The 14,595-nt window shown below is 66.0% G+C and carries 10 protein-coding genes; 2 read left to right on the forward strand and 8 right to left on the reverse strand.

Annotated elements, in window-relative coordinates; all coding sequences use genetic code 11:
• Positions 1–30: 30 nt before the first annotated feature.
• The 5 genes from ftsL to dinB form a co-directional block, all read right to left on the reverse strand.
• A complete protein-coding gene (gene ftsL, locus KRR55_RS14765; RefSeq protein ID WP_217389879.1) occupies positions 31–768 on the reverse strand; it encodes a cell division protein FtsL in 738 nt (245 codons plus the stop codon).
• Positions 769–770: 2 nt separating this feature from the next.
• Positions 771–1,766, reverse strand: coding sequence for a 16S rRNA (cytosine(1402)-N(4))-methyltransferase RsmH (gene rsmH / locus KRR55_RS14770; protein WP_217389880.1), 996 nt, complete (start codon positions 1,764–1,766; stop codon positions 771–773).
• A gap of 172 nt (positions 1,767–1,938) precedes the next feature.
• The gene (gene mraZ / locus KRR55_RS14775) at positions 1,939–2,367 is read right to left on the reverse strand and encodes a division/cell wall cluster transcriptional repressor MraZ (RefSeq protein WP_217389986.1); all 429 of its coding nucleotides are present in this window, start codon (positions 2,365–2,367) and stop codon (positions 1,939–1,941) included.
• Positions 2,368–2,953: 586 nt separating this feature from the next.
• Positions 2,954–3,328: a DUF3040 domain-containing protein gene (locus KRR55_RS14780; RefSeq protein ID WP_217389881.1), complete on the reverse strand. Its 375-nt coding sequence runs from the start codon at positions 3,326–3,328 to the stop codon at positions 2,954–2,956.
• 175 nt (positions 3,329–3,503) lie between these two features.
• Positions 3,504–4,706 carry a DNA polymerase IV gene (dinB, locus tag KRR55_RS14785; protein ID WP_217389882.1) on the reverse strand — a complete coding sequence of 401 codons (1,203 nt, stop codon included), beginning with the start codon at positions 4,704–4,706 and terminating at the stop codon, positions 3,504–3,506.
• A gap of 98 nt (positions 4,707–4,804) precedes the next feature.
• Between dinB and KRR55_RS14790 the strand changes: the two genes are divergently transcribed.
• A complete protein-coding gene (locus KRR55_RS14790) occupies positions 4,805–5,911 on the forward strand; it encodes a polyprenyl synthetase family protein (RefSeq protein ID WP_217389883.1) in 1,107 nt (368 codons plus the stop codon).
• Between the two features lie 112 nt (positions 5,912–6,023).
• On the opposite strand, the gene KRR55_RS14795 is transcribed toward KRR55_RS14790, so the two are convergent.
• A complete protein-coding gene (locus tag KRR55_RS14795; RefSeq protein WP_217389884.1) occupies positions 6,024–6,380 on the reverse strand; it encodes an Rv2175c family DNA-binding protein in 357 nt (118 codons plus the stop codon).
• A gap of 200 nt (positions 6,381–6,580) precedes the next feature.
• On the opposite strand from KRR55_RS14795, the gene KRR55_RS14800 reads away from it, so the two are divergent.
• A complete protein-coding gene (locus KRR55_RS14800; protein ID WP_217389885.1) occupies positions 6,581–8,101 on the forward strand; it encodes a LysM peptidoglycan-binding domain-containing protein in 1,521 nt (506 codons plus the stop codon).
• Between the two features lie 100 nt (positions 8,102–8,201).
• Here KRR55_RS14800 and KRR55_RS14805 read toward each other — a convergent pair whose 3' ends face one another.
• Both KRR55_RS14805 and KRR55_RS14810 read right to left on the reverse strand, forming a co-directional pair.
• Complete coding sequence (locus KRR55_RS14805) at positions 8,202–9,674, reverse strand: sensor histidine kinase (RefSeq protein ID WP_217389886.1); 1,473 nt, start codon at positions 9,672–9,674, stop codon at positions 8,202–8,204.
• 3 nt (positions 9,675–9,677) lie between these two features.
• On the reverse strand, positions 9,678–14,492 hold the full coding sequence (locus tag KRR55_RS14810) for an NAD-glutamate dehydrogenase (protein ID WP_217389887.1): 4,815 nt from the start codon (positions 14,490–14,492) through the stop codon (positions 9,678–9,680).
• Between the last annotated feature and the right edge of the window lie 103 nt (positions 14,493–14,595).

Genomic DNA, 14,595 nt, shown 5'->3' on the forward strand with positions numbered 1-14,595 from the left:
CCCGGGGATGGCCCGGGATCCAAGATACCCCTATTGTCCCGGGGTCTTCAGGCTCGGCGCCGGTATCGTTCCGCCGTTGAGCTCGGACTTGGAAAACTTGGGGCGGGCACCGTCGGTCGTCTCGGGGGCGTCGGCTTTGGAAACCGGGGTATTTGCTGCATCCCAGTTGTCCGCCGGGGCCTCCGGCGCAATCGCCGGGGTTGTCGGCACCGCGGCGGGGGCCGGGGCCTTCGCGGCGACCGGGGCCTCGGGCTTCGCGGGTGCCTTGAGGGCGAGGGCCTTTGCTGAGGCGTCCTTGGCCGGCTTCTCGGCCGGGGTCGCTGTCCCGCTGACCTTTCCGGTTTCCAGGTTGATGGCCGCGGGCGCGCCGGGCTTGACCATGCCCAGTTCGGCGGCCTTCTTGGCGACCACCTGGGGCGCTCCCAGGTACAGGGCCTCCTGGCGCAGCGCCTCGTTTTCCTGCGAGAGCGTGCGTTCCTGCCCACGCAGGTCAACCGCCGTGTACTGGCCGTTGGCAATGTACACGTTGATCAGCAACACGGCCACCACCGAGGCGATGACAAGGGCGAAGATCGAGACGATGAACGGGACCCGGCGCTTGGACCCGAGCGCCGGAACCACCGAGAGCGTCGTGCGGCGCCTGGCTGCCGGTTCCTGTGGGCGGGTCGCCGGCACGGGCTGCGGGGCATGGCTGAGCGCGTTGGCACCCTGGGTTGCGGGAAGCTCGATGACGCGAGAACGTACGCGGTTGGGTGTCCGGTTGCTCATAATCAGCTCCTCTTCAGGATGCGTTCCACGGCTCGCAGCTTGGCTGAGGCTGCACGTGAGTTTTCTGCGATTTCTTGGTCGGTTGGCTTCTCGGTTCCCCGGGTGAGGACCTTGAACTGCGCCTTGTGCTCCTCCAGCTCGACGGGGAAACCCGCCGGTGCCGAGGATTTGGATCCGGCGGCGAAATGCCGCTTGGTGATCTTGTCCTCCAGCGAGTGGTAGCTCATCACCACCACCCGCCCTCCGACATGCAGGGAATTCATGGCTGCCGGAATGGCCCGATCCAACACGTCGAGTTCCTCGTTGACTTCGATGCGAAGTGCCTGGAACGTTCGCTTGGCGGGGTGTCCCCCGGTGCGGGCGGCCGCGGCCGGAACGACGGAGCGGATGGCCGCGACCAGCTCCTCCGTGGTGCTGAACGGCTTGGCCTTGCGTGTCTCGACGATTGCCGAGGCGATGCGTCCGGCGAACTTTTCCTCGCCCCAGGCCCGGATGATGCGCACCAATTCCGCTTCGCTGTATTCATTGACGATGTCGGCCGCGGTTGGGCCGCGCGATGTGTCCATGCGCATGTCAAGCGGCGCGTCGTAGGAGTAGGCGAAGCCGCGCTCCCGTTCGTCCAGCTGCAGGGAGGAAACCCCAAGGTCAAAGAGCACGCCGTCGATTCCGTCAAACCCGAGATCGTCCACGACGTCGGCGATCTCGTCGTAAATGGCATGGACGAGGTCCGTGCGGGTTGCATAGGGTTCCAGGCGAGCCCCGGCCAAGGCCAGTGCCTGTTCGTCACGGTCAAGCCCGATCAGGTGGAGGTCGGGGAACCGCTGCAACAGGGCCTCCGAGTGTCCACCCATGCCCAGGGTGCAATCCACGACCACGGCACGGCCGCGCGCGGCAATGCCGGCTTTAATCCCCGGCTCCAAAAGCCCTACGCATCGATCGAGCAGTACTGGAACATGGCGTTCCGAGGCGGGTCGCTCTGCGGCTCCGTCTAAATTCACCGCTCCCCCTTTCGCGTGGGCGTTGTGCTTCAGGTTTTGGCTGGAATCAGATCCCCCTCCGACCCGCTGCGGCCCAGCCTGGCTCCGGGGAAGTGGAGTCAGGATGTGCGTTGCACGGGCGGCTGGAGATCTCATCCAAGCCACTTTCGGGCTTACAACCACTGTGTGGTGGCTAGAAGCCCGGAAGTACTTCGTCATCTGTTTCGGAGAACACGTTCTCCTGTTGTTCGAGGTAGGAATTCCACGCGGTGGAATCCCAAATCTCGACCCGGTTGCCCGCGCCGATCACTGTGACCTCGCGGTCCAGCCCCGCATATGTTCGAAGCATGGACGGAATGGTGACCCGCCCTTGCTTGTCCGGCAATTCATCCGAAGCACCGGAGAGAAAAACACGTGCATAGTCCCTCGCCTGGCGTGACGAGATGGGAGCCTGGCTCATTTGCTCATGCTGCTTCTCGAATTCACGTTGGCTAAAGACGTAGATGCAGCGTTCCTGGCCACGAGTCAGAACCAAACCATTGGCTAATTCGTCCCGATACTTGGCCGGGAGGATTAATCGCCCCTTCTCGTCCAGGCGCGGCGTATACGTTCCAAGGAACATACAGACCGCCTCCCGGTTGAAAGAAGCAACTTGCTCCATTCCCCTCTATTTCGCTCCACTTTACTCCACAACCCTCCACTGTCAACGACCGATCCGGCATTTTGGCGTGAAAATAGAACGAAAACTGTTGATTTTCCGCGGAATTCCAGCGGGGGGCGAAGTGGAGGGGATCTTATTCAGATCAAACTCCCAGAAAACACTGGGTGACGGGCGACACATTGGCGATTTTGAAAAAACGCCGATTCATAAGGCAATTCAGCGAACCACGGCAGGAGGGGCCCGGCGCGGAGCGGTGGACGTGGGGCAAAGTGGAGGAAAACCGGGCGGCCACTGTGGGGCTGCGCGACTGGCGGGGAATAAAATTTACGCCGATTGGTCATACTCGGCGCGTCGCCGACATCCCCCGGCCCCTGCGGAGGGGAATTTCACCTCCTGCGGGCACCCGGCCAGTGGCGCACTCCGATGGAGCCGCGCCCCGTTGGGTCCGGAACCGCCGGGCATTAAGAAGCCAAGGCCCCGCGATTGCGGGGCCTTGGCCGAAAGGTTGTGGCGGAGCGTGAAGCTCCGGCGAATCTGTTACCGAGTACTAGGAACCGTGCTCGTCACGCTTGCGCTGTTCCCACTTGTTTTCCAGATCACTCATGAATCCGGGCTTCTGCGGATTCTTGGCGGCTCCGGGGGCGCCGTTCTTCTTGGTGCCGCCCTTGCGCGAAAGAGCCAGGTACACGCCGCCAAACATGACAATGAAACCCAGGACGCCAACCATGATCACTTGGCTTGAAACGCCAAAGATCAGCACACCAAGCCCAACGATACCGATCAACGCACCCAGTGCTAGGTTGCGCGTTGAATAGTTCCCCGCCGTCGACGCAGATTTCATCGTCGAGGCGAAGCGATGGTCCTCATGTAGCTGCTTTTCCAGCTGCTCCAGAAGACGCTGCTCATGCTCGGAAAGTGGCATCGTCTCTTCCCCTTCACTTCACGGTCCCGGCTTTCGCCTTTACCTACTTGAACGTTGTACGCCTTGGCAATGTTCCCGGACGATCCGGCTGGCTAACGTCTACTTCCAGAATAGTCCCGAAACTCGCTAATGAGGTAGTCAGGATTCAACTCTGGGCAGACTCACGGCGAATGTGTCAAGATGGCTGCCCGGGTTTTTTCTCATTTTGCCCATGGTCCAGCAGTGATGCCGGCCGAAGGGCGCCCGCGGGGAACCGGGACCGGATCAAATCCATGGTTGCCTCGGCCGCCCGCCAGTTGTCATCGCGCGGGTCGATGCTCAATTGCATCCCGCCCCCGGCGTGCCCCAGCTTCTCCGCCCGGATCCCCACGAGTCGCACGGCCTGGGGTCGTGTGCCGAGCTTTTCCAGCAGGCCCTCGGCGGCTCCCACAAGGTCCCCTGCCGCGTTGCTGGGCACCGGAAGCGTCCTGCTGCGCGAAAGTGTGGAGAAGTCGCTGTAGCGCAGCTTTAACGCCACCACCCCTGCCACCTTCCCGGCCTCGCGCAGTCGAGCCGCCACGCGATGCCCGAGATGCAGTATCTCGCGGCGCAACGCAGCTTCGTCCCACAGGTCAGTGGTGAAGGTCTCCTCCGCCCCGATGCTCTTTTCCTCGCGTTCGGTCTCCACCGATCGGTCATCGAGCCCCCACGCGAGATTGTGCAGGTGGATCCCGGTTGCCCCCAGCTTCCTGCTGAGCGTGTCCCGGGGCGTCTGCGCCAATTGGGCAACGGTGGTGATGCCCATTTCGCGCAGTACGCCGGCGGTCTTGGCGCCGACTCCCCACAAGGCCCCAACGGGCAGGGTATGCAAATAGGACAGGGTCTGCTCGGGCCTGATCACCAGCATGCCGTTGGGCTTGGCGCCGGTGGAAGCGACCTTGGCCACGAACTTCGAGGCGGCGAGTCCCACGCTAGCGGGCAGGCCCAGCTCGTTGCGCAGCCTCGCGCGGATCATTTGGCCGATTGCCTCGGGGGGACCCAGACGGCGGATGCTGCCTGTCACATCCAGAAAGGCCTCGTCGACGCTCAGTTGCTCCACCAACGGGGTGATGTCGCGGAAGATCTCCATGATCCGGGCGGAGTATGCCGAATACAGTGAATGTGTCGGCTTGATGATGACGGCGTGCGGCGCCATCCTCATGGCCACGGACATCGGCATGGCCGATTTCACGCCCAGGGCACGGCATTCATAGGAAGCGGAGAGCACGACGGAGCGCTCCCCCGGAAACCCGACGATCACTTGCTTTCCGACCAGTTCGGGCCGGGTCAACAGCTCCACCGATACGAAAAAGGCATCCATGTCGATATGCAGTATCGCCCGTGCCTTGCCCTGAACCATGGATGAAGTCTAGCCAACGGGTCCGACAATCCGATGTGCGGCGGTGGCCCGGCTAGAGTTAAGGTGACACCACGCTGCGCGATCTTTGGATGGGAATCATGACACTTTATGCTGCGGACACCTCCGACCCCGAACAGGCACGGGAACTTTCCGCAGGCTTCTCGGAACGGCTCGAGACGTTGCTCTCGACCTTCCTTGCAGAACAGCATGAAGTCATCTCGGACATCGCCCCGGCGGCCGCGGAAATCGTCACCGCCATCGAGGACCTGACGCGGGGCGGAAAGCGCCTGCGTCCGCTCTTTGCCTTCTGGGGGTACCTGGGGGCCGGCGGCGACGCCCAGGCCGCCGACATCGTGCAGGCCGGGGCGGCCATCGAGCTCTTTCAGGCCGCCGCCTTGATCCATGACGACCTCATCGACCGCTCCGACACCCGCCGGGGCCAGCCCAGCATGCACCGTCGATTCGAGTCCATGCACCGCGCCTCGGGATGGCACCGCGATGCCTCTCGCTTCGGCGAGGCCGCCTCCATCCTGGCCGGGGACCTCTGCCTCTCGCTCAGTGAGCAGCTGTTCGCCACCATCAACCCCATGGTTCCCGAGGCACGGACCATCTTCGACCGCATGCGCGCCCAGGTGATGGCCGGACAATACCTCGATGTCCTTGAGGAGTCCGCCGGCCCCTCCTACGGGCCAGCCGAGGCCGTCAAGCGGGCGCGAACCATCGTGCGCTACAAGTCCGCGAAGTACTCCGTGGAGAACCCGACGCTGCTCGGCGGTGCGCTGGCCGGCGCCCCGGAGGATCTCCTGGACCAGTACTCCCGGTTTGCGCTGCCGCTGGGCGAGGCCTTCCAGCTGCGCGACGATGTCCTGGGCGTCTTCGGGGACCCGGCGATCACCGGCAAGCCCGCCGGCGATGACCTGCGCGAGGGCAAGCGCACCGAGATCATCGCCCACGCGCTGACCCTGGCCTCCGAGGCCGACCAGGCGTTCATCCAGTCACGGCTTGGGGCGGACGACTTGCAGGAAGACGAAGTCAGGCGCATGAGCACCCTGCTGGAGTCCTGCGGGGCGCTGGCCGCCACCGAGGCCTCGATAGCAGAGCTTTCCGAACAGGGCCTTTCAGCACTTGAGGAACTCACCGTCGCGCCGCTGGCACGCCACGGACTGCGGACCCTTGGCTTGGCGGCGATTCGCCGCACGTCCTGAACCCGCCAGGAAGAACAATAAGAGCGAAGGTCCCCTCCCAATTTCCCGGGAGGGGACCTTCGCTCTTGGGGCGGTGTCGGCGGTTCGGCCGGACACCTGAAAACCTCGCTGGCTACCAGCTCAGCGCCTGGGCACGGCGGCGGATTTCGGTCTTGCGTCCTGCACGCAGGGCGTCCATGGGCGTTCCGGCCAACGATTCGTCCGGGGTAAAGAGCCACACCAGCAGCTCGTGGTCCTCATAACCGGAATCCTTGAGGACGGAGATCGTGCCCTTCAAGCTCTCGACAATGCCGCCGTCCTGCAGGAAGGCCGCGGGCACGCTGCGGATGTTTCGTGGGCCCACGCGCACGGCAATGATTGCCCGCTCATCGATCAGGCTATGGACTCGTTTGATGGAAACGTCCAGCGCTTCGGCCAGGTCGGGCAGGGGCAGCCATTCGGCCACAAGATTCTCAAGATTGCTCACCATTCCAGCGTGCCACATATACGGGTCATTCTGGGGCCAAATTTATGATTTTGTCGTGGGATCTTTCACAATGTCGACTCCGTGGTGTAAATTCACAATAGTCACAACCGCACCATGAGTCACATACCCCACATGGGCCACACCCATGTGAGTTCAATTGCGACCGAACGATTCGTCCTTGCCCCAACCCAAAGGATCGCTCCATGTCCCTTGCACATAACAATCGCGTCAGAGCCATTGGCAGCGCCGTTGCCACGGCAGCAATCCCGGCGGTAGTCCTTGGTTCCCTAGCAGTCCCGGCCGAGGCAGCCCCGCTGCCCACCCGCGACGCCCTCCTGCCGAAGATCGCCACCCCGGCGATGGTGAAGGCTGCCGAGGCACGGATCAGCGCTCATTTGGTCGCCTCCCACGTTCCGGGGTCGGTCATTCCCCTGGCCAAAAAGGGCGGAACCGCCACGGTCAAGAAAAACGACACCCTTTCGCACATTGCCGCCCGCACCGGAGTCTCGGTGGGCGACCTGAAGAAGTTCAACAAGCTCTCCTCGGACCTGATCAAGCCCGGGCAGGTGCTGCGCCTTGGCGGCAGTTCCTCGTCCAAGTCCTCCCCCAAGGCCTCGTCGAGCAACAACGGCTCCTCGGCCAAGGCGCAGACCTACAAGGTCGCCCAGGGCGATGTCATGGGCTCGATCGCCAAGAAGCTCGGTGTGTCCCTTTCGGCGGTGCGCACCGCCGCGGGCAACCCGGCCAACGACACCATTTACGTCAACCAGACGCTCCGCTTCGGCTCCGCCGGCGCGGCAAAGTCCTCTCCGTCGTCCAACTCCGGCGGCTCGCAGGGCACCTACACCGTCAAGTCGGGCGACAGCCCCTCGATGATCGCCATCCGGCACAACATGTCGGTTTCCGCCTTCATGAAGCTGAACAACCTGTCAAACGGCGACATCATCCGTCCCGGCGACAAGTTGAAGATCAGCGGCTCCTCGTCTTCCTCGCCGTCCAAGTCCGCGGCCCCGTCCGCGCCCAAGGCCAAGTCCGGCGGCTCCAGCTACAAGGTGGTTTCGGGCGACACGCTCGGACACATCGCCCAGAAGACCGGGACCCCGCTGAACACCATCCTGCGCCTGAACCCGGGCCTGAGCTACTCGACCGTGCTGAAGATCGGCCGGACGCTGAAGGTCAACGGCGGCGGATCGGCTGCCCCGCAGTCCTCCGACGTCAACCCCACCAGCTCCAAGCCGTTGGTGGGCAACTCCTTCCTGGGCCGCACCTACAAGTCTGACGTGGTGGGTTCGGCGAACGACAACAAGCGCGAGCTGCTCTCGCGGGACCTGCCCTCCCGTGCCGCCATGCAGTCGATGGTGGCCAGCACGGCCCGCCAGATGGGCGTGGACCCGGCCCTGGCCATGGCCCATGCCTTCCAGGAATCCGGTTTCAACATGAGCGCCGTCTCCCCGGCAAACGCCGTGGGCGTCATGCAGGTCATCCCGTCGGCCGGCGAATGGGCCGAGGGACTTGTCGGGCGCCAGCTCGACCTGCTCGACCCGCAGGACAACGTCACCGCCGGCGTGGCCATCATCCGCTCGCACCAGCGCACCGCACCGTCCGTGGAACTGGGCATCGCCTACTACTACCAGGGCGCCACCGGCGTGAAGCGCAACGGCATGTACGCCGACACCAAGCGGTACGTGGCCAGCATCATGGCCCACCGGAGCAAGTTCAACTAGCCTTCCGGCCCCCAAGACGGGTGTGGCCCGGTTCCCTCACGGAACCGGGCCACACCCGTCTTTTTGCCTTTGTCCCCGCCGGCTCCGGCGGTTGCCGCGGCTAGCGCCTGGCCGCCACCGGCAACTCGATGACGACCCGGGTGCCCGGGCCGGAGCGATCCTCCCAGTGGATGTCCCCGCTCAGTTCGCTGGTGACCAGGGTGCGCACGATCTGCAGCCCCAGGCCCTCCTGCCGGGGCTCGGGGGGCAGGCCCACCCCGTCGTCGCTGATGGCCACCCGCAGGATGTCGGCGCCCACCGCGTTGCGCCGGCGGCCGGCGTCCAGCACCACCGTGCCGTCGCGCTCGGCCAGGCCGTGCTCCACGGCGTTGGTGACCAGCTCGTTGATGACCAGTGAAAGCGGGGTCGCCAGCTCCGCGGGCAGTTGTCCGAAGGCCCCGGTCCGCTCGGTCTTGACCTTCTGCCCCGGCGAGGCGATTTCCACGATGAGCCTGAACTGCCTGTCGATCAGCTCGTCGAAGTCAACGTTCTCGCTCAGCCCCTGCGAGAGCGTCTCGTGGACCGCGGCGATGGTGGCCACCCGGCGCATCGCCTGATCCAGGCCCTGGCGGCCCTCTTCCGACTTCATCCGGCGCGACTGCATGCGCAGCAGCGCCGCGACGGTCTGCAAATTGTTCTTCACCCGGTGGTGGATCTCGCGGATCGTGGCGTCCTTGGACACCAGTTCCTTCTCGCGGCGCCGCAGCTCGCTCACGTCGCGGCACAGCACCAGCGCGCCATAGCGCCCCTTGGCGTTGCGCAGCGGGATCGCGCGCAGCGACAGGGTCACCCCCAGCGACTCGATCTCGGTGCGCCAGGGCATCTTGCCGGAGACGACCAGCGGCAGCGCCTCGTCGGTGAGCCGGCGGTCCTTGACCAGCGCCATGGTCGCCTCCGAGAGCGACTTGCCCTCGAGCGTCGCCGCGGCCCCGAGCCGGCGGTAGGCGGAGACCGCGTTCGGGCTGGCGTACTGGACCACCGCGTCGGCATCCAGCCGGATGAAACCGTCGCCCACGCGCGGGGCGCCGCGGCGGGACCCGGTGGGCGTGGCGAAGTCCGGCCACAGCCCGCGGGTGCACATCCGCAGCAGGTCCTCGGCGCACTGTTTGTAGGTCAGTTCCAGGCGCGAGGGCATGCGCGACCCGGCCAGGTCGAAGTGCACCGAGAGCACCGCCAGCGTGCGCCCGTTGCGGACCATCGGCACGGTCTCGATGAGCATCGAGTGCTCCCCCGAGGAGGGGGCCCCGGCGTCGGAGCGCATGATGTCCTGGGTGCGCCAGGCCTGCTCGACCAGCGGCTTGAGGTCCTTGCGGATCCGCTCCCCCACGAAGTCGGTGTGGAAAACGGTGTGCGAGGTGGAGGGACGCACATGGGCCAGGGCCTTGTACGTCCCCTCCACCGGAAACCACAGGACCAGGTCGGCAAACGCCAGGTCCGCGATGAGCTGCCAGTCCCCCACCAGGAGGTGGATCCAGTCTTCATCCCCCGGACCAAAATCGGCCGACTCTCGAATTTGGTCCGTGAAGATGGCCAAGGTTTACCTCCGTACGATGGAACGCAACAGCCGCAGTGCCACCGACAGGGACGCCATGTCATCGCGTTCCAGGCGGTTCACTTCCGCGAACATGTTCTGTGCACGATCAAGATTAGCCGCGTTCGCGTCCAACCACTGCTTCACCCGTGCGGCCGGGTCCGTTTCGCCCCCGTCGGTCGCCGCCACGACGTCGCGGGTGAAGTCGATGATCGTCGAGTACAGGTCGTCGCGCAACGCCGCGCGGGCCAGCGCCTTCCACCTGTCGTCGCGCGGCAGCGCGGTGATCCGCTCGAGCAGCGAGTCCACGCCGAAGCGGTCGTAGAGCACGTAGTAGACCTTGGCCAGCTCAACGGCGTCGGTGCCGGTGCGCGAGGCCAGCGCCGCGATGTCAAGCAGCACGAAGGTCTCGAACTGCTCTCCCCACAGCGTGGCCAGGTCGCTGCCCAGGCCCCATCCCATGGCCTCGGCCTTCCAGGAGGCGGCGCGCTCGGCGTCCACCCCGCGCAGCAGCGAGCCGACCAGCGGGCGCAGCGACTGCACGGTCGGGGCCAAGGCGGCCACGGCGCCGTCGACCGGCTCGTCGCGGTCCACGTGGTGGACGTACCAGCGGGTCGCGCGGTCCAGCAGCCGGCGCAGGTCCAGGTGCAGGCGGCACCAGTGCTGCGCGTCGAAGGAAGCGGGCAGCTCGTTGATCGCCGCGATCTGCTCGTCGAAGGAATAGATCTCGCGCAGCGCCACGAAGGCCTTGGCGACCTGCGCCTCGTCGGCGCCGGTCTCCTCCATGACCCGGAATGCGTAGGTGGTGCCGCCGATGTTGACCATGTCGTTGGCCACCACCGTCGCGATGATCTCCCGGCGCAGCGGGTGGTTCGCCAGCTCCGCGCCGAAGCGCTCGGCAAGCTGCACCGGGAAGTAGTTGCGCAACGTCGCGGCGAAGTGGGGGTCGTCGGGCAGGTCGGACGCCGCCAGGGCGCCGGCCAGCTGGATCTTCGCGTAGGCGACCAGCACCGACAGCTCGGGGGTGGTCAGCGAGCCGCCGGCGGCCAGCCGGTTCTCGAGCACCTCGGTGGAGGGCAGGAACTCCAGGTCCCGGTCGAGCTCAGCATGCTCCTCCAGCCAGTCCATGAGCCGTTCGTAGGCCGGGGACATCGCGGCGAGCTCCTGCTTGTCGTTGAGCAGCAGCACGTTCTGGTCGAAGTTGGTCTTCAGCACCAGCCGGGCGACCTCGTCGGTCATCGAGTGCAGGAAGTCGGCGCGCTCCTCGGCCGCCAGCTTCCCGGCGACGACCATGCGGTCAACGAAGATCTTGATGTTGACCTCGTGGTCCGAGCAGTCGACGCCGGCGGAGTTGTCGATCGCGTCGGTGTTCAGGATGACCCCGTGCAGCGCCGCCTCGATGCGGCCGCGCTGGGTCATGCCCAGGTTGCCGCCCTCCCCGATGACGCGAGCGCGGATCTGCGCCCCGTCCACGCGGATGGCGTCGTTGGCGCGGTCCCCGACCTCGGCGTGGGACTCGTCGGAGGCCTTGACGTAGGTGCCGATGCCGCCGTTGTAGAGCAGGTCGACCGGTGCGCCCAGGATGGCCCTGAGCAGCTCGTTGGGGGCCATCGAGCTGACCGTGGAGCCCAGGCCCAGGGCCTGGCGGACCTCGGGGGAAATCGGGATGGACTTCAGCGCGCGGGAGTACACCCCGCCGCCGGCCGAGATCAGGTCCCTGTTGTAGTCGGCCCAGGAGGAGCGGGGCAGCTCGAAGAGGCGTTCACGCTCGTCGAAGGCGGCCGCCGGTTCCGGGCTGGGGTCAAGGAAGATGTCGCGGTGGTCGAAGGCCGCAAGCAGCTTGATGGTGCGGGTGCGCAGCAGGCCGTTTCCGAACACGTCCCCGGACATGTCGCCCACGCCGACGGCGGTGAACTCCTGGGTCTGGGTGTCGACGCCGAACTCGGTGAAGTGGCGCTTGACCGATTCCCAGGCGCCGCGGGCGGTGATGCCCATGGCCTTGTGGTCGTAGCCGATCGAGCCGCCGGAGGCGAAGGCGTCGCCCAGCCAGTGCCCGCGCTCCTCGGAGATCGCGTTGGCGATGTCGGAGAAGGCCGCGGTGCCCTTGTCGGCGGCGACCACCAGGTAGGTGTCGTCCCCGTCCAGGCGCACCACGTTGGCCGGCGGCACCACGCGTTCGCCGTTTTCGTCGGCCACCAGGTTGTCGGTGATTTCCAGCAGCGAGCGGATGAAGATCCGGTAGGCGGCCTTGCCCTCCTCCATCCAGCCGGCGCGGTCCAGCGCGGGGCTGGGCAGCTGCTTGGCAAAGAAGCCGCCCTTGGCGCCGGTGGGCACGATCACGGCGTTCTTCACCATCTGGGCCTTGACCAGGCCCAGGACCTCGGTGCGGAAGTCCTCGCGGCGGTCGGACCAGCGCAGCCCGCCACGGGCGACCTCGCCGAAGCGCAGGTGCACGCCCTCCAGGCGCGGGGAGCAGACCCAGATCTCGTACTTGGGGCGCGGGAAGGGTGCGTCGGTGATCTTCCCGGGCATCAGCTTGAAGGCCAGCGCGGCCGGGTCGGCGTAGTAGTTGGTGCGCAACGTGGCCTCGATGAGGTTCACGAAGCGACGCAGCAGCTTGTCCGCGTCCAGCGTCGGAACCTTCTCCAGGGCCTCGGCCAGCACCGCGTGGGCGCCCTCGATGGCCCGGGCGGACTCCTCCGCGCCCAGGGTCGGGTCGAAGGTGCCCTCGAAGAGCGCCAGGATCCCGTGGGTGACATCGGGGTTGCCCACCAGGGTGTCTGACATGAAGGTGTAGGAGTTCGAGACGCCCAGCTGGTGCAGGTACCGGCAGTAGGCGCGCAGCAGCGCGACCTGCCGCCAGGACACGCCCTCGAGCAGCACCAGGCGGTTCATGTGGTCGGACTCTGCCTCGCCGGTGACGACGGCGCCGTAGGCCTGCGCGAGCAGCGGCTCGGCGGCCAGCGGGTCGATTCCGGCGGGGAACTTCAGCCCCAGGTCGTAGAGGTAGCGCTCCTCGGCGCGGGAGGGGGTCACGGCGAAGGGGCGCTCGTCGATGACCTCCAGGCCCAGGTCCTGCAGCACGGGCAGGATCTTCGAGAGCGAGAGCGGGGCGGTGAGATAGAGCTTCATCCGCGCGTTGATCTCGGAGTCCTCGTCCTCCTCGGGCACGTAGAACCTCACCACCGGCCCGACGTGGCCGGGCTTTTCATAGAGCCCGAAGCGCTCGATGTCGGCCAGGGCGTCCTCGACCTCGAACTCGACGCGGTAGGCGGCGGGGAAGGCCTCCGCCCAGTGGGCGGCCAGCTCGGTGCCCTGTTCGGGGCCGTAGTGCTCGTTGGCGGCCACGGCGATGCCCTCGGACCAGGAGCGCACGGCGGCGACGAGGCGGGTTTCCAGTGCCGCGCGGTCGACCACCGGGGTCAGCCCGTGGCGCTGCAGGCGGATCCGGTAGAACAGGCGCACCAGCGAGGACTCCGACATGCGGACCTCGAAGTCCATCGACTCGGCGTTGAACGCCGCGGTCAGTTCCTTCTCGATGCGCAGCCGCACGCCGGTGGTGTAGCGGTCGCGGGGCAGGTAGACCAGGGCGGACATGAAGCGCCCGTAGACGTCCGGGCGCAGGAAGAGCGAGGTGCGGCGGCGTTCCTGCAGGCGCAGGATGCCCAGCACCGTGGTGGTGAGGTCCCCCACGGAGATCTGGAAGAGCTCGTCGCGCGGGTAGGTCTCCAGGATGGTGACGATGTCCTTGCCGGAGTGCGAGTCGGGGGCGAAGCCGGCGCGCTTGAGCACCGCCTCGACCTTTTCGCGGACCACCGGGACGCTGCGCACCGAGGAGGTGTAGACGCTCGAGGCGAAGAGCCCGATGAAGCGGCGTTCGCCGTTGACGTTGCCCTGGGCGTCGAAGCGCTTGACGCCCACGTAGTCCAGGTAGATCCCGCGGTGCACGGTGGAGCGGGAGTTGGCCTTGGTGATCACCAGGGCGCGCTTGTCGCGGGCCATGGCCCGCCCGCGCTTGGTCAGGTGCTGCAGCCCGCTGGCCGGCTGCGCGTTGCGCATCAGCCCCAGACCGGACTCGACCTGCAGCCGCAGCACGTCCTCGTTGTTCTCGGTGATCAGGTCGTATTCGCGGTAGCCCAGGAAGGTGAAGTTCCCGTCGTCGAGCCAGTGCAGCAGGTCGATCGCGGCATCCAGGTCGGGGATGTCCTGCGCGCCGGTGACGGTGGCCAGCGAATCGGCGATCTCGTGTGCCTTGTTGCGCATCGGCACCCAGTCCTCGACGGCGGCGCGGACGTCCTTCAGGATGCGTTCGAGCCCGGCCACCAGCGCGGAGACGGCCTCGTCGCTCGGGTCCCCGCCCAGTTCCACGGAAATCCACGATTCGATGGCGGTGTCGCGGTTTTCGGCGACCAGCGCGGAGATCGAGGGCATGGCGGCGGTGTCGCCGCTGGCCAGGTGGCTGTTGGCGGAAACCGTGTGAAGGGTGGTGATGTGTCCGTCGGAAGCGTCGCGGGTCACCAGGAACGTGGGGTGCACGACCACGTTGATGGCAAGCTTTTCCCGCACGATTTCCGCGGTGACCGAGTCGACGAGGAACGGCATGTCGTCGGTGACCACGTATGCAATGGTCGATCCTGCATGTCGGGTGACTGCCACGCGTGCCGTCTTGGGTTCGCGCTTCCAGCCGACGGCCAGGTGCGCCGCGACCCGGGTTTCAAGTTGCTTCGGCGCGTACGCCGCCGCGTCCTCCGCTGCCAACTGCCCGTAGTAGGTATCTACCAAATTGGGCGTGAGTGTCTCAGCGATGAAAGTTTCGGACATGCTGGACTCCGACGAGTTCAAAAGAACGCCTCCGTGGATCGAGTGTGCGTTTCGCTCCGTTGCGCAACGCTTGTGTTACAACACTATCCCGCCAGGTTACGAA

The sequence above is a fragment of the Paeniglutamicibacter quisquiliarum genome (assembly GCF_019084045.1).
Taxonomy (GTDB): Bacteria; Actinomycetota; Actinomycetes; order Actinomycetales; family Micrococcaceae; genus Paeniglutamicibacter; species Paeniglutamicibacter quisquiliarum.